We start from the raw sequence: 19,233 nt of genomic DNA on the forward strand, positions 1-19,233 counted from the left end.
TCCTCGGCCCTGGTCACGTGGCCGGTGCCGCCAGGGCGGCCGCCAGACCGGCCCGGTCGGTGATCTGGAGTTTGCGGTAGATCCGGGTCAGGTGTGTTTCGATGGTCTTGCCGGTGACGAACAGCGCCTGAGCGATCTGCCGGTTGGTGTGGCCGGCCGCCGCCAGGTCGGCGACTCGCTGCTCGGTCGGCGTCAGCGCGGCGCGGCCGGTGATGGCGGCCCGCCGCGGCCGGGCGCCATTGGCCAGGAGTTCACCGCCGGCCTGTTCGGCGAGCGGTCGGCAGCCGAGCTCGTCGGCGTAGGCGAGTCCCCGTCGGAGCGGTTCACGCGCCGCCTCCCGCCGGCCCGGCGTAGTGCGGCACCCAGCGACACCAGCGCGCGGGCGTGCTCGAGCCGGGCCGGCGAGCGCTCCAGCACCTCTGTTGCCCGGGCCAGTAGCGGCACGGCTTCCCCGGCCGGTGCCACGAGACCGGCAACGTGCAGCGCGCCGCCCAGTGCCCGGGACGGCCCCAGCTCCGTGGCCCGGGTGACACCCGAGGCGGCCAGTGAACGGGCCTCGGCCAAGTCCCCGGCGGCTTGCGCGGCCAGTGCGGCGAGTGGCCGCCACGCGACCAACCCGGGGTGATCGACGCCGAAGCCGTCGCGCAACAGTTCCCCGGCGGCCAGGGCGGCGGTTCCGGCGGCCTCCGGTGAGCCGCCGTGCAGCAGGAGCCGGGCTCGGGCGGCGAGGCAGAGCGCCTGCTCCATGCTGTCGTGCGGAGCCTGTTCGAGGAGTTCTCCGGCCTCGGCGGCCGCCGAGGCGTTCCCGAGGTCGAGGGCGATGTTCACCGCCAGTTCGCCGATCCAGCCGACGGCACCCGGCCATCCGGCCGCGCCCACCGTACGGGCCTGGTCGAGGTCGGCCCACGCGTCGGAGAGCGACCCGCGCAGGTGGCGGCAGAGCGCCCGGTGGAAGCTGGCGTTGGCATAAGCGATGACCGCGCCTCGCTCGCGGGCGGCGGTGAGGGCCCGGTCGGCGACCTCCTCGGCGGCCGCCAGGTCGTCGGTGAGGGCGAGCGCGTGGACCAGCAGACCGGCGAGGGCCCCGTGTTCGTCGGCCAACGGCCGCGGGTCGGCCACGAGCACGCGGGCGTGCCGAGCCGCGTCGCCGGACTCGCCGCGCAGCGCATGGTGCAGGGCCACGTGCGTGCGCAGTCCGGGATGCTCGGGCGAGGCGATGGCCGCGATCCACTTCCCGACCTCGGCCGTACGGCCGGGCCGGAACACAACGGAGTCCAGGTGCCGGACCAGCAGGTCCTGCCATTCGACGCTCCCGGACTCCAACAGCCGCAGTGCCGTGCCGCTGTGCGCGGCCGCACCCGTGTGGTCGCCCCGAGCCAGGTGAATCTGTGCGAGGACCTCGTGCGCGCGGGCCTGTTCGACCGGCCCGGCGGCCAGCTCCAGCGCGTCGGCCGCCGCCCGTTCGGCCGACCGGTCGCCGACCCGGAACAGGACGGCTGCCAGGTCGGTGAGCAGAGCCGCCCGGTCCGGCTGCGGCGGCGGCTCGTCGAGTGCACGGCGGAGCAGCCGTACGGCCGACCGGGTATCGCCGCGCCGCGCCGCTCGGGTGGCGGCGGTCACCAGCGGCGGCACCGTCCGCGCCTCGCCGAGCGGTTCGGTGAGCAGCAGGTGCGCGGCCACGGCGTCCGGCGACTCACCGTCGCCCACCAGCAGGTCGGCGGCGGCTCGGTGGGCCCGCGCCCGCGCGAACCTGGGCAGGCCGGAGTGGATCGCGCTGCCGATCAGCGGATGCACGAAGGCCAGCGGCGCGCCGGGCCGCAGCAGGTGGGCGGCGGCGAGCAGGTCGGCCGCCCTCTCGGCGGCGGCCAGGTCGAGCCGGGCGAGCGTCGCCGCGCGGGGGAACGGTACGTCGTCGCCGAGCACGGCGACCGCCTCGGCCAGCCGGCGCGTCTCGGCGGGGAGCCGGGTGAGCCGAGCCAGCACCGAGCGCAGCACGGCGTCGGGGACGACCCCGGTGATGTCGGCCGGTGTACCGTCGTCGAGCGAGCGCAGCAGCTCGATCAGCAGGAAGGCGTTGCCGCCGCTCATCCGGGTACAGGCCGCCACAAAGTCCGGAGCGGCGCCGGGCACGGCGTCCGTCACCAGGCGCTCGACGGCCGCCGCGCTGAGCGGCCGGGCCGGGATCCGCTCGACCCCCGGGAGCGTGAGCAGCCGGTCGAGCCACGGATCATGCTCGCCGCCCGCCCGGCAGGCGAGCACGAGCGCCACCGGAAGCTCGTCCACGTGCTCGGCCAGATGGCACAGGAACTGCAGCGAGCCGGCGTCCGACCAATGAATGTCGTCCACCGTGAGCAGCAGTGGTCCGACCGCCTCCACCTGCCAGTAGAGCCGCCGGGCGAGTACGTCGGCCGGCCCGGCCTCGACCGGCCCGAGCAGCGCGCTCGCCACGCCGAAGCCGATGTCGCGTTCGAACTCGTGTCCGCGGGCGTGCGGGCCGGTCAGGCCGTACGTCGGTCCGGCGTCGCGAATGGCGGCCAGCAGTGTGGTCTTGCCGGCGCCCGGCGGGCCGGTGACGACCGCCGTACCACCGCTGCCCGAGGCCGCCCGCCGTAACAGAGCGTGCAGGACCGCCAGTTCGCGGTCCCGCTCCAGCAACATCGATTGCGAGGCTAATCCTGGATAGGCCAAATGTCAGGGGGGTCACCCTGACGCCGCCGGGGCGGTCGCGGGGGAAGGCTGGGCGGGACGTTCATTCCCCGGGGGCATTCACGGGGGCATTCACGGGAGGCATGACAGACATGAGCGATCCGTTCCCCGGCGACCCGGTGACTCAGGGGCAGTGGAAGACGGTCACCGGCAAACTGATCTGGCTCGGTGGCGACCGGGTCCTGGAGTGGGATCCTGACAACGGCCACTACCGGGTGTGGCGCTACGACGCCACCTCGACCGGCGACCCGCTGCCCGGCGACCCGCTGTGCGAGGGTACGTGGAACACCATCCGCGGCTACCACGACCTGGTCTACCTGGGGGGAGATCGGGTGCTGGACTGGGAGACCGCCGGGTACCTCTCGACGCCGTACCGGATCTGGCACTTCGATCGGAACGTGCGTGGCGGCGACCCGTTCCCCGGCGACCCTGTAGTGCAGGGGGCCTGGCCGACCTCCAAGCTGCGTTACACGCCGCTGATCTACCTGGGCGGCGACCGCGTCATGTATTTCGATGCCGCAAGCGGCTACTACGTGGTCTACCGCTATGACCGGACGGTCACCGGCAGCGGGGACCCGTTCGTGGGCCCGATCACCTCGGGCACGTGGCAGACCATCGTCGCCAATCACACGCTGACCTCGCTGGACGGCAACCGGGTCCTGGAGACCTACGAGGAGACCCTGCACGGCGGCGACCAGTACCGGCTCTGGCGGTTCGACCCGGAGGCCACGCAGGACCCGCTCCCCGGCGCCCCGATCGCCGCCGGCACGTGGAACACCGTGTACCCGCCGCTGGCCTACATCGGCGGGAACCGCGTCCTGCAGTCCGACACCTACGGCAAGCTGCCGCCGAACAATTACAAGATCTGGAGGTACTCCCGCGACTCGCTGCTGGTCCCCGGCCGGTCGGAGTCCTGGCAGATCGAGGCGGGCACCGACGACAGCGTGTGGGCGGTGGGCGACGCGGGCCACCTCTACCGCTGGAACGGCGCCAAGTGGGTCGAGCCGACGTCCTACGCACGCGCCGTGCAGGTCACGGTCGGCGACTGCGACCACATCTGGCACCTCAACTCCCTCGGCCAGATCTGGCACTACCTCGGCGAAAGCTGGCAGCAGGACACCCAGATCGCGGCACTCAGCATCGCGGCCGCCGCAGACTTCACCGTCTGGGCGATCCTCTTCGACGGCCGGGTCATGCGCCGCGACGGCACGGTGGGCGCCACCTGGTCGGAGCCGACCCCGTACGCCCGCGGTGTGCAGATCGCCGTCGGTAACAAGGATCTGGTGTGGCACCGCAACAGCCTCGGCGAGATCTGGTCGTGGACCGGCTCCGGCTGGACGCAGATCCCGGGAACGGCCCTGGACATCTCCCTCGGCGCGGACGGCACCGCGTGCCGGGTCAGCCCCGACAACCGGCTGTACCGCTGGATCGGCGGGCAGTGGCTGGAGATGCCGACCGACGGGCGGGCCGCCCAGGTGTCGGTCGGCGGAGCCGGCAACATCTGGTACGTCAGCCTCGACAACCACATCTTTTCCTGGGACGGTACGGAATTCGGCCAGCGGGCCACGCTGCCCGTGTAGCCCGGTGGGGGGCGGGGTCCGCCCTGCCCCCTCGGCCGAGCCGGGCGGCCTGCCGATGCGTATGCGCATTCGGCCGGAGGCACGCACCATCGAGGTCGGGGATGAACATCGTGTTGGTGCCGCTGCATCCGGCGGAGGTCGGGCTCAAGGTGTCGCGGGGCACGGATGCGCTACGCCGGGGTCCGGCAGTCTCTGGGCGCGGCCTGCGGGTCCCCGCCGGCTCCGCTCATCCTGGATTCGGCGTGGGCGAATCGGCTGCGGCGTCGAGGTCGCCGACGAGCGTGTCCGGCGTACGCATGCGCCAGGCGTCGGTGATGAGTTCTTCCAGGCGGTCGAGGTCCACTTTTTCCAGCCACAGCATGACCAGCGGCAGCCCGTCGTAGGCGGGCGTGGTGAAGAAGCGTTCCGGCTCGCCGAGCAGCAGCGCCTGCTTCTCCGCCTCGTCGCCGACGTACAGTACGGCGATGTCGGTCCGGATGACACGCGGCTTACCCGCTCTGCGCTCGGGAAAGGACCAGACGAACCCTTTGCCGGCGACCCGGAAATCGAAGCCGTCGCTGTCGATCTCGACCACGTGAGGTAGCGCGAGCGCCAACCGTCGCACGTCATCGTCGTCAGCCATCGTGGTCGCTCCCGGACACCGCCTTCTGCACATGTGCAGGCTATCGGCCCAGACACCGCGAACGGGGGCCGAGTCGGGTGGACCTGTCGCAGCCGGACGGCTTCAAGGTACTCGTCGTCGTGATCCACGCTCTGGTCTCGCATCCTCGATGTCGCCCGGAATCCCCAGCGTGGCATCAAACGGGTGAGCTGGCATCGCTGGCCCGCCTCCGACGCCGACACCTGACCGGTTCCGCAGGCGATGCCGTGCGGCTAAGAGGTACGCCGTCTGCGGGCCGCCGTGACGAACTGAGTGGTGCGCGAGGCGAGTTCTTGGTCGCCGATACGGTTGGGAGGTGACGACCGACCGCCCGGGCCGGGCCGACGAGCCGTGGCAGCGGCGGTGGGCGTGGAATCGGCGGGTTTCGCCGCGTTGGCTGCTCGTCGGACAAACCGGCACGCCGCAGTTCCCCGACGACGAGGCCTTGGCGTTGTGCGCCGACATTGACGGGCTGTTCATCGATCTGCCGCCACGGCCGCGGGAACGCTTCACCCTCCTCGGCTGTATGCGGGACGGCGCGCTCGCCTCGCTCCTCGACAGCGTGACCACCGGGACCGCCTGCCCGAGCGAGCGTGGCTGGGCAACCTTTGGGTATCGGCGATGCCCGACGACCCGGCGGCGCGGCGCGGCTGGATCGGCGAGGAACTGCTCGATGTGACCGTGCTGGACCACCGGCCGTCAGAGATCTCGCCGGGGCGTGTCGACATCGAGTTGGAGGGCCTGGTCGGTGTGTACGACCGAACGGACGGCGTCGATCGTCCTGATGACGTCACCGGATTCGTGCTGAGCGGTCCGGACGACACGCGGTGCGGTGTCTGCGTCGACGTCACCGGCGTCTTTCGGGAACCGACGGAGCCGCCGGTGCCGCACGTCGTCCTGGTCGGCTGCCGGACCGAGCCGTCGCTGCCGGCCGCGATCGCCGCGGTACAACAGGCGACGAAGGCCGGCCTGCGCCGCCGCCGGGTGTCCGCGCAGGTGGGAGCCGTCGCCGCCGACGGTTCGGTGGTTCCGCTGGTCAATGGCATTGTGTCCGGGACGCTCGTGTCGAGCGTGCCGTCCGCGCTCGGCGCCGGCCTCCTCGACGTCACCATCGCCAGTGACGCACGTGAACCGTACCCGGCGGGGACACGCGGCATTCTGGACCTGTGGTTCACCGGTCGACCCACCGAACCCAACCTGTGGGCCCGCTATGACCGGACGCTGCGGCACGAGTGGGCCGGCGTGGCACTGGCCCATCATCGCTCCGATGCCCCGGACCGGCCGGCAGGGACCGTGTTCAACCTCGACGGCCGCTTCGTCACCGACATCGGGGGCTTCTACTGCGCCGTCGGGGAGGCGATCAACGGCCCGGGCGGCTACTTCGGCTGGAACCTTGACGCCCTCGATGACTGCCTTGGTGGAAGGTGGGGTGCTCGGGCGCCGTTCCGACTGGTCTGGCACGACTCGGCGGTGGCCGGTGAACACCTCGTCCCCGGCTACGACCGGCATCGGTACGCGCCGGCGGTCACTCTCGACTCTCTCCTGCAGATGTTCGCCGAACACGGCGTCGAGGTCGAACTGCGCTGAGCGCCTCACACACGGCTCATCCGTATCGTGTCCGTATGCCGGGTGATGACAGTGTCATTGGGGACGATCCGCTCGCCAACGGAATGGCCCTATCCTTGCGGCTGCGGCGCGACTTCACCGTGACCGATGCCGGTCGTCTCCTAACGGTCGCGCGCCGGATCTACCGCGAACTCAATCCGGACGCGAGCGCCGCCGAAGCCTCCGAGACGGTGACCAGCGCCGCAGACGCGCTGTTCGTCATCCTTGAGCATGTCGGTCTGCTCGGCGACGCAGTCGACAGCCGACTTTCCGATCACGCTGCCGACGGGCTGGCAGCCGGTGGGTGGGGCGCGCGGATCGTGATCGACGAACCGGCTCCCTTGTCGCCGGGACCTCGGAGTAACTGTCTTCGTGGTGACGTCTTCGCGCTTCCGCCCAGCGACAACGAAGACTGATCGTGGCACAGACGAGCGAATTTCTGCAGCACTTCCCACCGTACTCAGCTGCCGCTGATCGGGCGCTGGCCATGGTTTGTCGCCCGGTGTCAAAAGTCGATGAGCTCGACCTTTACGGTCGTGATGTCGCCTGCGTCGAGGCCTTCGGCTGTGCGGACGGTGCGTTTGATGGGCAGCACGTAGCTGCCACGCGCGCTGTCGGGGAAGATCGAGGTCTTCCAGGTGCTCGTGCCGACCGTGACCCGCACCCGCAGCGAACCGAAGCCGCGACGGGCGCCGCCGGCCAGGTCACGGATCTCCTCCGAAGCCTCGGTGGGCAGGCTCACGAAGGTCCACGTGTCGGAGCGCCGGGCATCCCATATCCATAGCTCGGCTTCGAAATCGACGACCACCCGTTCATCATGACGCCGGGGTCCGACAGTACCTGTGGGCGGTGGTGCGCGTACCAAGCGCTACGCGTCACCGACGACGAGCACCGGCCGCAACCGACGGCGTCGCTGCCGGGTCGAGCCGACGCCCGTGGGTCAAGCCGGTGATAGCTTCGTCCGGTGATCTTCGGCACCGCCGACCGCCCGGTGGTCTTCCTCGACGTAGACGGCCCGCTGATCACCTTCAGCGCCCGGCCGGCCGGTCGCCGGTCCCCCTCGGACGGCACTGCGGCCGACCAGCCCGATGGGTGCGGCAATCCGCTGCTGCACCGACTCGATCCCGATGACGGACGCAGGCTGCTGGCGCTGGGCTGCGACCTGGTCTGGGCGACAACGTGGATGGCGGAGGCGAATGAGGTCATCTCGCCACGGCTCGGACTCCCAGAACTACCCGTCGTCGACTGGCCCGACTCGGACGACGAGCCGCCGCACGGCCTGCACTGGAAGACGATCTACCTCACCCGGTGGGCGGCCGGACGCCCGTTCATCTGGCTCGACGATGAGATGACCGACGCCGACCGGCGGTGGGTGGCGGAACACCACGCGGGCAGAGCGCTACTGCACCGAATCGACCCGCATGTCGGCCTCACCGAGTCGGACTTCTCGCTGATTCGCCAGTGGCTCGCCGAACGACGGTGATCAGTTCCCCCACATGCCGCGATGAATGTTCCTCAGCATCCGGTCGGCCGGATCGCTTCGGGGAGTCAGGCGGCCGTCTGCCGGAGCTGCGCGACAAAGCGTCGGACCATACGGGGGCTGCGCAGCACGTGGACCTCGGCGTCCGGAGCGGCAGCGGTGATCGCTTGCATCACGGCCGGGAGACTGCGGCGTCGATAGGCCCAGATCCAGCGCCAGTAGTCGCCGCGTTCGCGGCCTTGGCGTATCGTCCGCCACGCGCACCGCAGGAAGGCGAAATCGAGCACGATGACGGTGTCGGCGGCCCGGAGGCGGATCTGCGGGTCACTGTCGTAGGGACCGAGGTCACCGTCGAGGATCCAGACGTCACGCTGGACCAGTCGCCGTTGACATTCCGCCCACCGGGCCGGGTCCGTTGCGACCAGCCCAGGCTGCCAGAACAGCGCATCCAGCTCGACCACGGGCAGACCGGTCACCTCGCCGAGTTGTCGGGCCAAGACGGATTTGCCGGCGCCGCCGCGCCCGAGGATCACCACCCGCCGCATGCCCTCATCATGCCTGGAGCCGGCCCAACATCGCCGATCAGACCGAACGCGACGACGAGTCGCACGAAGCACGATCACTTGTACGCAGCCGTGTCCTGGCACATGTGACCCGCAGCGGCCCCGCGTCGACACCGACGGCGGCGTACGGCTGGGCGTGTTGGGGTAGCGTGCCGTGGAAACGGCTCCGGAACCGGTTTCGGAGCCTCGGAGTCCTGGAAGGGACGGCCGATGAGGCGAGTGACGCTTGCCGACGTGGCCCGGGCTGCGGGAGTCGCGAAGGCGACCGCCTCGCGCGCGCTGTCCGCGGACCATCCGGAAGTCGGCGAGGCGACGCGGGCGCGGATCCAGGAGATCGCCAACGAGCTGGGCTACCAGCCGAGCCGGGTCGCGCAGGCGCTGCGCACTGGCCGCTTCCGGTTGATCGTGCTGCAGGTGTCGCCGGCCGATTCAGGCTGGGCGGGGGTGCTGTCCGGAGCGATGGCCGAGGCGGAACGCCATGGTTACCAGGTGCTCGTACGGCCGGTCGGGCCGGACGGCTCGATGCCGCCACAGGACCCGGCGGAGCTGCCCATCGATGGCACGATCCTGGTCGGCCCGGTGCGGACGCCGTCGTTCGGGGACCGGCCGGTGATCGTGGTCGACGAGGACCTCGTCGACCCGGAGGCGACGATCGTTCGAACGGCCAACTGGAGCGCCGGCCACCAGGCCGGCCGCTACCTGATGCGGCAGGAGCGTACGTCGGTCGTCGTGCTCCTCCCGCACAACGCGGCCAGCGGCGCTCGCGCCCGTGCGGCCGGCTGCCAGTCCGCCTTCGCCGAAGCCGGGCTCAAGCTCTCCTCCGACCGGATCCTGGAGGTCGGGGCGGACGCCGACGTGGCGGCCGACCCGGGCCTGCGCTTCGACGCGCTCTTCAGCTGCTCCGACGACCTCACCCTGGCCGCGCTCGGCTCGCTGCGCCGGGCGGGCAGGCGAATCCCGGAGGACGTGGCGGTGGTCTGCTTCGGCGACGAGCGCACCGCCCGGCTGGCCGAGCCGTCGCTCGCCGCGGTCCCGCGCCCGCTGCCGGAACTGGGCGCGCGGGCGGTCCAGCTGCTGGTGCGCGCGATCGAGGGCGCCCCGGAGCCGCCCGAGGTCCACGAACTGCCGGTGCGCCTGCTGCCAGGCGTCGCCGACGATCGCTCTGCGTACGAGCCCGCCGACGTCCGACCTTGACCTTCGCCCTCCGCGTCCGCCACACTTCCGGAACTATTCCGGAACCGGTTCCGGAGGTATCGAGGAGGTCCTGCGGTGGCAACGTCGACGCCGGGGCTGATAGCCGTACTCATCGTTTCGGTCGCCCTGCTCGTAGTGCTGATCAACTCGCGGCTCAGGCTGAATCCCTTCATCGCCCTGCTGGTGGTGTCCATCGGGGTCGGGCTGGCGGGCGGCGAACCCGTCGCCAAGATCGCCGATTCGATCGAGAAGGGTGCGGGCGACGTCCTCGGCAACGTCGGCATCACGCTCGCTCTCGGCGCCATGCTCGGCCGCCTGCTGGCCGACTCCAGCGCCACGGAAGTGATCGCCGCGGCGGTGGTGCGCCGGTCGACGCCGCGTTCAGTGCCGTGGCTGATGAGCGCCGCGGCGTTCGTCATCGGCATCCCGATGTTCTTCGAGGTCGGCCTCATCGTGCTGCTGCCACTGGTGTTCAGCGTGGCGGACCGGATGCGCAGGCAAGGACACGCGCGCTACTCGCCGTACACCATGCTCGTGATCCCCACCATCGCCGTGCTCGCCACCCTGCACGGCATGGTCCCGCCCCACCCGGGACCGCTGGCCGCCGTCGCCGGACTGCACGCGGACCTGGGCAAGACGATCCTGCTCGGCCTGGTGTGTGCCGTGCCCACCGTCATTCTGGCCGGCCCCGTCTTCGCGACCTGGATGGCCCCGCGGATCGACGTCTACCCCGACCAGGCCCTGGTCGACCAGTTCGTACGGCGGCGCGCGGAGGACGACCCCGCCGTACGCGGCGACGACTCCGGAACAGCGCGGCGGCCGGTACCGATCGCCTGGGCGGTCACCTGCATCCTCGTCCCGGTGGCATTGATGCTGCTGCGCACCATCGCGGAGATCGCCCTGCCCGACGGAAGCCAACTGCGCAGCGCGACGCTCTTGGTGGGTGCGCCCGTCATCGCGATGCTGATCGGCTTCCTCGTCGCGCTGCTCGCGTTGGGACTGGCCCAAGGCAGGTCAGGGGAAGCGGTGCGGCAGTCCGTCACGGAGAGCCTCAAGGCGGTGGTCGGCATCCTGCTGATCATCGGCGGGGGCGGTGCCTTCAACCAGGTACTGGAGGACACGGGTATCAGCCACGCCATCGCCTCGGCCGCCGGCGGAGCGCACATCAGCGTCGTGCTGCTGGGGTGGCTGCTCGCGCTACTGCTCTCCGCCTCCACCGGATCGGCGACGGTGGGGATCGTCTCCTCGACCGGCATCGTCGCGCCGCTGGTGACCGCGTCCGGCAGCTGGCACACCTCGCTGGTCGTCATCGCGATCGGCGCGGGCTCGATCGGCCTCAACTACGTCAACCACGCCGGATTCTGGCTGGTCAAGGAGTCCTTCGGGATGGACATGGGCAAGGCCACGAAAGTCCACACCACCACCCAGACGCTGGTCAGCATCATGGGCCTGGGGATGACCCTCCTGCTCTCCGCGTTCCTCTAGCGACCGTATGCCCCATGTTGTCAGCCGGCCGGGGAAGGCGTCGAACCGGTCCAGGAGGTACGACGCCTTCCCCACGGTCCAGCGAACATGCCGGGCGACGGGCCCTTCGATCACGGGCGGCCGGCGCCGACGTAGTTCGCGGTCCAGTAGCTGTTGGACATGCTGGCGTACTGCACGTCGGTGCCGGTGTGCGGGGCGTGGATGAATCTGCCGCCGCCGACGTAAATGCCTTCGTGTCCGAGGCCGTCGAAGAAGACCAGGTCACCGGGCTGTAGATCGGACTTGGCCACGTGGCGGATGGCGTTGTACTGGTCGGGGACGACGCGGGGAAGGCTGACGCCGGCGTAACGCCAGGCCATCATCGTCAGCCCGGAGCAGTCATAGCCCGTCGGGCCTGTACCGCCGAAGATATAAGGCTTGCCCAGCTGAGACATGGCGTAATTCACCGCCTTGCCGGCTGAGCCCGATGCGGAGCTGGAGGGGCTGCTGCCGCCACTGCTCTTGCCACTGCTGTTGCCGCTCGTGCTCTTGGTGCTTCCGCTGGAGCTGGTGACCTTGGTCAACAGCGCCTTCTGCTTGGCGATCGCCTTTTCGGCGGCGGCTTTCTGGCTCTTGAGCGTGGACGTGGTCGTGGTGACGGTCTGCAGTGCCGCCTTGGCTTCTTGCTGATCACGCTGGAGGCGCTGGGTCGATGCCAGCAAGGCGTTCATCTCTTGGCTGCGGCTGTTGGAGAGCTCGATGAAGGACGACATGTTCTGCAGGGTCGCTTCGGGGTCCTTGGAAGCGAGAACGGCGGTGTTGCCAAGGCTGCCGTTCTTGTAGGCGGCGACGGCCATCTGCGCCACCCGGACGCGGAGGTTCTGATAGTTGGGCTTTTCGGTGGCGATCTGATTGTTGATCGCTGAAAGCCGCTTCTTCGCCGCGTCCAGTTGTGTCTTGGCCTTGTCGTACTGGTTGGCGAGCTTGTCCACCTGGCTGTTGAGCTTGTCCAGCTTGTTCTTTGTCGCGGCCGCTGACGGCTTGGTGGCCGCGTATGCGCTGCTTGCGGGAAGAAGGAGGGCGGCGCTTGCCGCCAAGGCCATAATTCCTCTCAGGCGACCAGAACGGGTGAGTCGCGAATATGAAAATGCCACGCGTACGAACTCCTCTCCTCACGCCTACCGGGTTAGCTGTCGGGTTCGGGCGGGAGATGCCCTACCGAGCGCCGGGCGCTGCGGATTCACCCCAGGTACCTGGGTCCCCGGTTCCCCGCACTGCGGGGATTCGGCTGACGGTCGTGCTCTGTTGTGAAGCATGGGACGGTCGAGTCTTACGGAGCGTAGGGCATCAATGTGGATGAAACCACCGAAACGGGACTTATCACACGCTGTGTGTACTGTCCGTTACCGACCGCAGATAATGTGCCCTGTTCTGGTACGCAGTTCCCGACGCTGAGTGACTGTCCTCGAGTCTCATTCGGCGAGAACAGCGGCCGATGCCCTTCGCGGCGTCATGGCCGGCGGCGAGACGAAGCGGTCTGGCGGCACCTACGTCGAGATCGCGGTGCCCAGCACCAGGCGGCCGAGTCGGCGGGGTTCGCCCGACTCGCCGAATACCAGCGGCGAGGTGTCGTCCACGTCTACGCGGTGACCCGCCTCGAAGGACCGGTCCCGCCGGCGTGCGGTCCGGCCGGCCGCGCCTGCGGCGCCGGCTGGGGCACACGCGCTCGGCCGACCACGGTGTCGCCACGCGCCGCCGATCCTCAGCCGGGTCGCCCACCGGCTGGCTGCTAGGGCGTGTCTGACAGATCCGCTGTCCGGCTGCGCGGCGCCCAGACGGCGCTCGCTACGAACGGGATCTGTCGGACACGCCCTCGGGGCCGGCGGCTATCCCTCGCCCGCGCGGAGGACCTCGCTCAATCGGCGGCGGCGTCGTAGCGCCGACTCGACGGGTACCGCCACGGCGACCGCCGCCGGCAACGCGACGGTCACCAGACCGAGCCACCACCACGGCAGCATCAGGGCCGGGTCGCCGGCCTGCCCGGTGAGCGACCGCAGGGTGAGCGGGCCGAACGTCAGGCGCGCGAGCAGTATCCCGAGCAGCGGGCCGCCCACGGCGGCGACCAGGACCGGCGGCAGCAACTCGCCCGCGGCGACCCAGCGGGCGTCCCGTGGCCGCAGGCCGAGGGTCCGCAGCCGGGTCAGGGTCTGCCACCGTTCCGGGGCGCTCGCGGCCGTGCCGAGGGCGAGGCCGAGCAGTCCCAGGGTCAGCAGGGTCGCGGCCGAGGTCCACGTCAGCCGCAGCAGCCCGGAGGTCAGCGGCGCCTTACGGCGTGCGCGCAGCACGTCCGCGCGGACTACGGCGTCTGCGGCGACGGCGCTCGCGGTGACCGCTCGCGCCGCTCCGGGGCCGGTCGCCCACACCGTGTTCGGGACGGCCGGCATTCCGGCGGCGGAGACGGCCGCGGCGTCCACGAGGACGACGTCATCGGCGTCACCGACGGCGGGCGCCGTACCGACGGCGGTGAGCCGGATGGCCGGGGCACCGTCCCGGAGCAGTTCTAGCCGCATGCCGCGCCGCAGGCTGCCATCGCTCGAGCGCACCAGCGCGGGGACGTCGCCGTGTCCGGTCGCCCTGAGCCGGGTGAGCGCCGGCGCGTGTGGCAGCGGAGTGGAGGCCAGCATCCGCCGGTACGCGGAGGTGTCCACGATCACCAGGCGCGGGGCGACGACGACCGAGTCGGCGACGATGCTCGCCCTGTCGGTCACCTGCGCGGTGACGGCCTGCCGGACTCCCGGCGCGGCGGCGATGCGCCGGGCGAGCGCGGGTGTGGAGGCTGCGGCGGCGGGGGCGACGTCGAGGCGGGCGTCGGCGCCGACGGTGCGCCACGCGCCGTCCGCCAGGCCCCGGTCGGCGGTGGCGTCGAGGGTGAGCGCGAACGACGCCAGCGCGGCGGAGGTCACCAGGACCAGCAGCGGCAGTACGCGCGCGGACGTCACGGCCGCCCGCGCGGTGCCGAACACCGCCAGTGGACGATGGGAGCGCAGTGCCCGCTTCAGCGCCAGGCGCGTCCCGGCGGGCAGCAGCCGCCGCAGGACGAGCGCGCCGGCGAGAACGCCGAGGGCCGGCGCGCTCGCGGGCAGCGTCACGCCACCGCCCGCCCCGGACGCGTCGCCGGAGGAGCGGATCCCGCGCTGGTGCAGCGCGACGAAGGCGGCGACCGCGGCGATCAGGACCGCGGCCTCGACGGTGGCGCGGCGCAGCCGGCCGGTACGGTGGGCCCAGCGGCGCGCCGACCGGTTGGCGGGGACACGGCGATCGCGGGTGGCACGGGCGGCGGCGAGCGTACCGAACGCCGGTCCGGCGGCGGCAGCGGCGAGGACCACGGGGACCGCCCACGCCCAGGAGGCGCCCGGCGCGACCGTACGGGCCAGCGCGAGCCCGGCCACGGCGGCGGACAGCGCCACCGCGGCGGACTCGAGCAGCAGCTCGGCGCCGAGGTCGGGCAGGGTCGCCCCTCGTTGCCGGGCGGCGGCGAGCGCCGTGGCGCGGCGGCCGACCAACAGGTCGGCGGAGAGCAGCAGGACCAGGATCGCGGCGGCCAGGACGCCGGTGAGCAGCACGGACGCCTGCGCGGACGCGGCGCTGACCTGAGCGCGGACGTTCCGCAGTACGGCGTCGAGCTGCGTGTCCCACTGCAGGGCGTCGTCGAGGGTGCCCGAAGAGCCGGAAGCCGCCTTGAGGGCGACCGCCCTCCCGGCGATCGCCTGGGCGGAGTCCCAGGTGAGCGCGCGCGGGTCGGGGGTGAACCCGACGGTGCGCTCCAACTGGTCCTGGTCGAAGGCGAGGCGGGCGTCGGGCAGGGAGTCGCGTGACAGCAGGCCGGCGAGCCGGGTGGTGCCCACGCCGTCCTCACCGGAGACGGGGTGCAGCAGCCACGGTGTCGGCCGCCAGGTGGGATCGGTGCTGTCCGTCGCCCGGAAGATGCCACTGACCTGGACGTTCTTGACGCGCTTCCGGTCGTCCTCGAGCGGGATGCGAGCACCGGGACGTACGTGGAGAGCGGCGGCGTTCGCTTCCGACAGACCGACCTGTACCGGCCAGGGCGGCCCGCTGTACGGGATCTCGGCGTGGCCGTCCACCGCGGAGGCGGCGGCCCGGGGCGGACCGCCCGCGATCCAGGTCACGCCTGGCCGGCCGTCAGTGGCCAGGTAGGTGAGCTGGAAGGTGCGCAGCACGCTGCCGTCGGTGATGCTGAGGGTGGTACTCGTGACGGTGGCGACGGGCGGACGCAGCGCGGCGCGCAGGGAGCCGAGCGCGTCCTTGGCCCTGTCGCGGAAGTCATCGACGTCCTCGGCGAGGTGGGGAAGGCGGACGCGATCGCCGTTAGGCCCGTCGTCGCTCTCCCAACGGGCGTGGACCAAGACATCGGCGTCGTGGCCGGCGTTGCGAACCGCGTCCTGAACGGCGTCGTCGGCGGTGGCGCGCAGCAGTGGCGGCACGGCGCCGGCGAGCACGGTGACGACCGCGACGACGGCGGCGGCCAGGAGCAGCGGCCCGGCGTCGGCGAGGGCGCGGCCGCGGATGCTGGGCCAGTGGAGTGCGGGCGGCCGTAGGCGACCGGGCGATCGCTGGTCAGGCGGCTGTCGGCGGCCGGGTGGCCGGAGCCTCGGCGACCATCGGCGGTCATGCGGCCGGCGGGTCGTTCGCCTGCTCATGATGTCACCCGCAGGTGTGTGGCGTCGGCGCGGCGGGCACGCACGGTGACGATGGCGGTCACCGCTAGCGTGCACCCGACCAGCAACAGGGTGAGCAGGGCGGCCTCCGCAACCCATGGCCAGCTGGGCAGGGCGGCCGGGACGGGTGTGGCACCGGTGTCGGACCGGACGAGCAGGGGTGCGACGATGCGGGCGGCGAGCGCGCCGACGGCCGCACCTGTCGCGAGCAGGGGCAGCAGGATGCCGACGTGCTGGCCGAGAAGTACGGTACGGATCCCGCGCCGGGGCATCCCCAGGCCCGCCAGCCGTGCCACCTCGTGGGCGCGTACCTGCAGGTCGCAGGTCACATGCAGGACGATGCCGACGAGCAGCAGCAGGGCCGCGGCGGGGACGAGCAGCCGGAGCGCGGCCGGTAGCCCGGCGCGCAGCGGGGCGCTGGTGAGGCGGGTGGTCTCGGCGGCGCGCGTGGTGACGGCACCGAGGTGCAGGGCGGTGGCGCGTACGCCGGCGGCCTGGGTGGGGTGGCCGACCCACCAGGCGTCGACGGGACAGTCCAGGGTGCCGTCCACGACGAGGGCACGGGAGAGCGCGTCCAGGTCGGCCAGGACGGCGGCGGCGCCGGGGGCGGACGGGACGGTGGGCAGCACCTCGGCGACGCTGACCGGGACGGGCGTCGTACCGACGGTGAGGCTGAGCCGGGAACCGGGCCTGGCATGGGCCTCGTCGGCGAAGCGGGCGGAGACGGCGACGGGTATCGCTCCAGGGGCGGGGAAGGCGGTGGCGACGAGGTCTCGGGCGGCGTTCGGGGGGCCCGTGAGCGAGACGGTCGTCGTCATCCTCAGCTCGGTGCCCGTGGGGGTGCCGGCGAGGGTGACGGACGGATCGCCGAGCTGCGCGGGGGAGGGCGCGGCGGACGTGGCGGTCCAGGGCGACCCGGACGCCGATACGGGGGTTCCTGGCACTGCGAGCGTGACGGCGACCTGGTGGTCAGCGGCGTCGGCCGGGGATCCAGCGCCGTCCGAGGATTCGGCGTCGGCGTTCCCCGGTGAGTTCTCGTCGGCCGCGAACGGGAGGGACACCGCGACCAACCGCAGGCCTTCGGCCGTCGCGCACGCAGGTAGCGGGTACGCCTTACCGTCGAGCGGGACGGGCGGGCCGGTGCAGAGGGTCCGCAGGCCCGTGACGTCCTGCAGCAGCAACCGGGGGGTCACGGTGAGGGGGGTCCCGCCGGTCGCCGTTCCGGTCAGGGTGAGCGCGACGCCGGCCGGGACCGCGACGCCGGTGACGCGGGTCCGCGGCGCGAGGGCGGCGCCGACGTTCCTCCAGTTTCGGCCATCGTTCAGCCGGCCGCGCAGCAGGGCCTCGGCGCGGGTGGTGTCGACGGCGACCAGCCGGGGCACGTCGCCGGCGTTGCCGAGCCACTGTCCGACCGCGACGCCACGGTCGGTGGCCGGGCTCACCGTTCCTCCGGTGGCCGCGCCGACGGCCGTCCCCTGCCCGGTGATCGGCGGGGCGGTGAGGGTGAGAGCGAGGTCGGTGCCGACGGAGAGGTCGGCCTGATCGTGCTGCGAGCGTTGCCACGTGGCGTCGAAGGCGATCCCGAATGTGCCGGCCGCGCAGGCCAGGCCGATCAGCAGGCCCGCGGCGACCGCCTGCGGTCGGCGGGCGGCTTCGAACGTGGCCAGCGGGAACACCAGCCCGCGGGCTCGGCGCGCCAGCCGATCGGCGCCGTGCAGCGCCGGCAGCACCAGGCGAAGCGCCAGCGCGGCGCCCGCGGCGAGGAGCAGCGCGGGAGCGAGCATGCGGACGGCGTCGGTACGAGAGTCGGCGCCGGTGGGCTGAGCGCGCAGCTGCCACCAGGCGGCAGCGGCGAACGCCACGAGCAACAGGTCGGCGCCGGAGCGGGCGAGCAGCTCGCGTCGGTGCCGACGTTCACTGAACGCGGGGACGGGCCGTACGGCGAAGGCGACGAGCACCGCCGCGAGCGCCAGCGCGCCTCCGGCGACGGCGAGTACCTGGGCGCCGGTCACGCTCGGATGGGCGGCGAGCCCGGCACCCGCCAGCGGCGGCAGGTGGGTCAGGCCGACATGCAGGGCGGATGACGCGGGGATCGAGAGCGCGGCGGCGAGGACGGCGAGTGCGCCGGCCTCGACCGTCGCGGCAGCGGCGGTCTGGCCACGGTCGGCACCCAGGTCGGACAGCAGGGCGGTCTCGTCGGCGCGCGCGCCGGCGGTGAGGCGGCCGGCCAGGGCGAGGGCGGTCGCGGTCAGGACGCCGGCGAGGACGGCGACGGCGAGCACGGTGGCGGCGGTGACCCGCAGCTGGTCGTGGGCAGCCCGCAGGGTGAGCGGCAGCCGGGAGGTGACGCGTTCGATCTGTACCCGGTCACCGAGAGCGCGCGCCAGTCGGCGGTCGGCGTCGAGCGTGGCGGCGGCGACGGCGTCGAGGTCGCGGCGGGTGGGACCGGACAGGTCGGGATGGGCGGTGATCTCCAGCCGGTCGAGGGTGGAGCCGACGGCGAGCAGGTCGGCGAGGTCGACGATGAACGGCCCGTACGCGTGGACCGGCCCGATGGAGCGGCCGTCGTGGTAAGCGAGGTCGTAGCCGGCGGCGGCGAGAGGGTCACGGTCCCAGCCGGTGCCGGGCCGCGGGCGTACGAAGCCGACGACGGTCACGTCGACCGCCGGACCGGGGCCGCCGACCCGGCCCGGCGACACCGGCCCGGCGGTGCCGGGGTCGCCCGGCCAGTTGCGCGCCGAGGTGGACGCGGCTGCCGAGGGTGAGGCCGAGCAGCCGCGCGGTCGGCTCCAGGACGACGGCCTCCAGCGGCGCCGAGGGGTGCGCGGCATCGGCCGCGGCACGCGGCCAGCGTCCGGCGGTCAACTGGGCGTGGGCCGCCGGATCCTCCATGCCCGACAGGTAGGCCTGAGCCGGGACGCCGCCTCTCCCGGCCCGTGGCCTCGGCAGCGACCGCATCACGGAGGACGCCCGCGCGGCCGTCGTCGCGGCGAACGGAGCCAGCGCCGAGGCCAGCACACGGCGAGTGTCGTCGGCGACGGATCGCGCGTCCGCGCCCCGTACGGTGACGGTGTAGGCGGTGACGTCGACATCGTCGGGGGCGACACGGGACGCGGCGACCTCCAACGCCCGGTCGGCGGTACGGGTGACGAGCAGGGCGTAGGTGCCCAGCAAAGTGGAGCCGACCATGACGACCGTCAGGAGGGCGGCCAGCAGCGGCCACTGCGCGCGGGCGCGGCGAACGAGCAGCCTCAGCACGGGCCGC

General features: G+C 72.3%; 16 protein-coding genes and 1 riboswitch. Of the genes, 7 read left to right on the forward strand and 9 right to left on the reverse strand.

The genetic code is table 11. The annotated features are described in order from the left end of the window. Positions 1–13: 13 nt before the first annotated feature. Both ACYVF7_RS04345 and ACYVF7_RS04350 read right to left on the reverse strand, forming a co-directional pair. Positions 14–247 carry a response regulator transcription factor gene (locus ACYVF7_RS04345; protein ID WP_460357783.1) on the reverse strand — a complete coding sequence of 78 codons (234 nt, stop codon included), beginning with the start codon at positions 245–247 and terminating at the stop codon, positions 14–16. Next, entirely contained in the window at positions 193–2,658 is a 2,466-nt protein-coding gene (locus tag ACYVF7_RS04350) for an ATP-binding protein (protein ID WP_460335185.1), read from the reverse strand. Before ACYVF7_RS04350 ends, ACYVF7_RS04345 begins: the two co-directional genes overlap by 55 nt. A gap of 140 nt (positions 2,659–2,798) precedes the next feature. Between ACYVF7_RS04350 and ACYVF7_RS04355 the strand changes: the two genes are divergently transcribed. After that, a complete protein-coding gene (locus ACYVF7_RS04355; protein WP_460335188.1) occupies positions 2,799–4,286 on the forward strand; it encodes a tectonin domain-containing protein in 1,488 nt (495 codons plus the stop codon). Between the two features lie 226 nt (positions 4,287–4,512). Here ACYVF7_RS04355 and ACYVF7_RS04360 read toward each other — a convergent pair whose 3' ends face one another. After that, positions 4,513–4,941 carry an MmcQ/YjbR family DNA-binding protein gene (locus ACYVF7_RS04360; RefSeq protein WP_460335190.1) on the reverse strand — a complete coding sequence of 143 codons (429 nt, stop codon included), beginning with the start codon at positions 4,939–4,941 and terminating at the stop codon, positions 4,513–4,515. A gap of 301 nt (positions 4,942–5,242) precedes the next feature. Here ACYVF7_RS04360 and ACYVF7_RS04365 point away from each other — a divergent pair, with 301 nt between their 5' ends. The 3 genes from ACYVF7_RS04365 to ACYVF7_RS04375 are packed head-to-tail and all read left to right on the forward strand — an operon-like array spanning position 5,243 to position 6,947. After that, positions 5,243–5,605, forward strand: a complete 363-nt coding sequence (locus ACYVF7_RS04365; RefSeq protein WP_460335193.1) for a hypothetical protein — start codon at positions 5,243–5,245, stop codon at positions 5,603–5,605. After that, complete coding sequence (locus ACYVF7_RS04370; RefSeq protein WP_460335196.1) at positions 5,548–6,513, forward strand: barstar family protein; 966 nt, start codon at positions 5,548–5,550, stop codon at positions 6,511–6,513. Before ACYVF7_RS04365 ends, ACYVF7_RS04370 begins: the two co-directional genes overlap by 58 nt. A gap of 35 nt (positions 6,514–6,548) precedes the next feature. Continuing rightward, positions 6,549–6,947 (forward strand): hypothetical protein, encoded by a 399-nt coding sequence (locus ACYVF7_RS04375; protein WP_460335199.1) that lies wholly within the window; start codon positions 6,549–6,551, stop codon positions 6,945–6,947. An 89-nt stretch (positions 6,948–7,036) separates the two neighbouring features. Here ACYVF7_RS04375 and ACYVF7_RS04380 read toward each other — a convergent pair whose 3' ends face one another. Next, on the reverse strand, positions 7,037–7,339 hold the full coding sequence (locus ACYVF7_RS04380; RefSeq protein ID WP_460335201.1) for a DUF1905 domain-containing protein: 303 nt from the start codon (positions 7,337–7,339) through the stop codon (positions 7,037–7,039). Between the two features lie 156 nt (positions 7,340–7,495). Between ACYVF7_RS04380 and ACYVF7_RS04385 the strand changes: the two genes are divergently transcribed. Continuing rightward, positions 7,496–8,014, forward strand: coding sequence for an HAD domain-containing protein (locus ACYVF7_RS04385; RefSeq protein ID WP_460335204.1), 519 nt, complete (start codon positions 7,496–7,498; stop codon positions 8,012–8,014). 65 nt (positions 8,015–8,079) lie between these two features. Here ACYVF7_RS04385 and ACYVF7_RS04390 read toward each other — a convergent pair whose 3' ends face one another. Then, a complete protein-coding gene (locus tag ACYVF7_RS04390) occupies positions 8,080–8,556 on the reverse strand; it encodes a P-loop NTPase family protein (RefSeq protein ID WP_460335207.1) in 477 nt (158 codons plus the stop codon). A gap of 228 nt (positions 8,557–8,784) precedes the next feature. Between ACYVF7_RS04390 and ACYVF7_RS04395 the strand changes: the two genes are divergently transcribed. Next, positions 8,785–9,768, forward strand: coding sequence for a LacI family DNA-binding transcriptional regulator (locus tag ACYVF7_RS04395; RefSeq protein ID WP_460335211.1), 984 nt, complete (start codon positions 8,785–8,787; stop codon positions 9,766–9,768). A 75-nt stretch (positions 9,769–9,843) separates the two neighbouring features. Further along, a complete protein-coding gene (locus tag ACYVF7_RS04400) occupies positions 9,844–11,253 on the forward strand; it encodes a GntP family permease (protein WP_460335214.1) in 1,410 nt (469 codons plus the stop codon). Positions 11,254–11,363: 110 nt separating this feature from the next. On the opposite strand, the gene ACYVF7_RS04405 is transcribed toward ACYVF7_RS04400, so the two are convergent. The 4 genes from ACYVF7_RS04405 to ACYVF7_RS04420 form a co-directional block, all read right to left on the reverse strand. After that, a complete protein-coding gene (locus ACYVF7_RS04405; protein ID WP_460335217.1) occupies positions 11,364–12,329 on the reverse strand; it encodes a C40 family peptidase in 966 nt (321 codons plus the stop codon). Positions 12,330–12,393: 64 nt separating this feature from the next. After that, a riboswitch (cyclic di-AMP (ydaO/yuaA leader) is annotated at positions 12,394–12,532 on the reverse strand. Positions 12,533–13,118: 586 nt separating this feature from the next. Further along, complete coding sequence (locus ACYVF7_RS04410; protein ID WP_460335220.1) at positions 13,119–15,950, reverse strand: FtsX-like permease family protein; 2,832 nt, start codon at positions 15,948–15,950, stop codon at positions 13,119–13,121. After that, the gene (locus ACYVF7_RS04415; RefSeq protein ID WP_460335222.1) at positions 15,947–18,625 is read right to left on the reverse strand and encodes a permease; all 2,679 of its coding nucleotides are present in this window, start codon (positions 18,623–18,625) and stop codon (positions 15,947–15,949) included. The genes ACYVF7_RS04410 and ACYVF7_RS04415 overlap by 4 nt, the downstream gene beginning before the upstream one ends. Continuing rightward, positions 18,573–19,226 (reverse strand): hypothetical protein, encoded by a 654-nt coding sequence (locus ACYVF7_RS04420; RefSeq protein WP_460335225.1) that lies wholly within the window; start codon positions 19,224–19,226, stop codon positions 18,573–18,575. The genes ACYVF7_RS04415 and ACYVF7_RS04420 overlap by 53 nt, the downstream gene beginning before the upstream one ends. Positions 19,227–19,233 lie beyond the last annotated feature (7 nt).

The organism is Actinoallomurus acanthiterrae, assembly GCF_054775715.1.

Coding starts and splice junctions, on each gene's coding strand:
- ACYVF7_RS04350 (WP_460335185.1), bottom strand. CDS start 2,658: ATGTTGCTGGAGCGGGACCGCGAACTGGCGGTCCTGCACGCTCTGTTA.
- ACYVF7_RS04355 (WP_460335188.1), top strand. CDS start 2,799: ATGAGCGATCCGTTCCCCGGCGACCCGGTGACTCAGGGGCAGTGGAAG.
- ACYVF7_RS04360 (WP_460335190.1), bottom strand. CDS start 4,941: ATGTGCAGAAGGCGGTGTCCGGGAGCGACCACGATGGCTGACGACGAT.
- ACYVF7_RS04370 (WP_460335196.1), top strand. CDS start 5,548: ATGCCCGACGACCCGGCGGCGCGGCGCGGCTGGATCGGCGAGGAACTG.
- ACYVF7_RS04375 (WP_460335199.1), top strand. CDS start 6,549: ATGCCGGGTGATGACAGTGTCATTGGGGACGATCCGCTCGCCAACGGA.
- ACYVF7_RS04390 (WP_460335207.1), bottom strand. CDS start 8,556: ATGCGGCGGGTGGTGATCCTCGGGCGCGGCGGCGCCGGCAAATCCGTC.
- ACYVF7_RS04395 (WP_460335211.1), top strand. CDS start 8,785: ATGAGGCGAGTGACGCTTGCCGACGTGGCCCGGGCTGCGGGAGTCGCG.
- ACYVF7_RS04410 (WP_460335220.1), bottom strand. CDS start 15,950: ATGAGCAGGCGAACGACCCGCCGGCCGCATGACCGCCGATGGTCGCCG.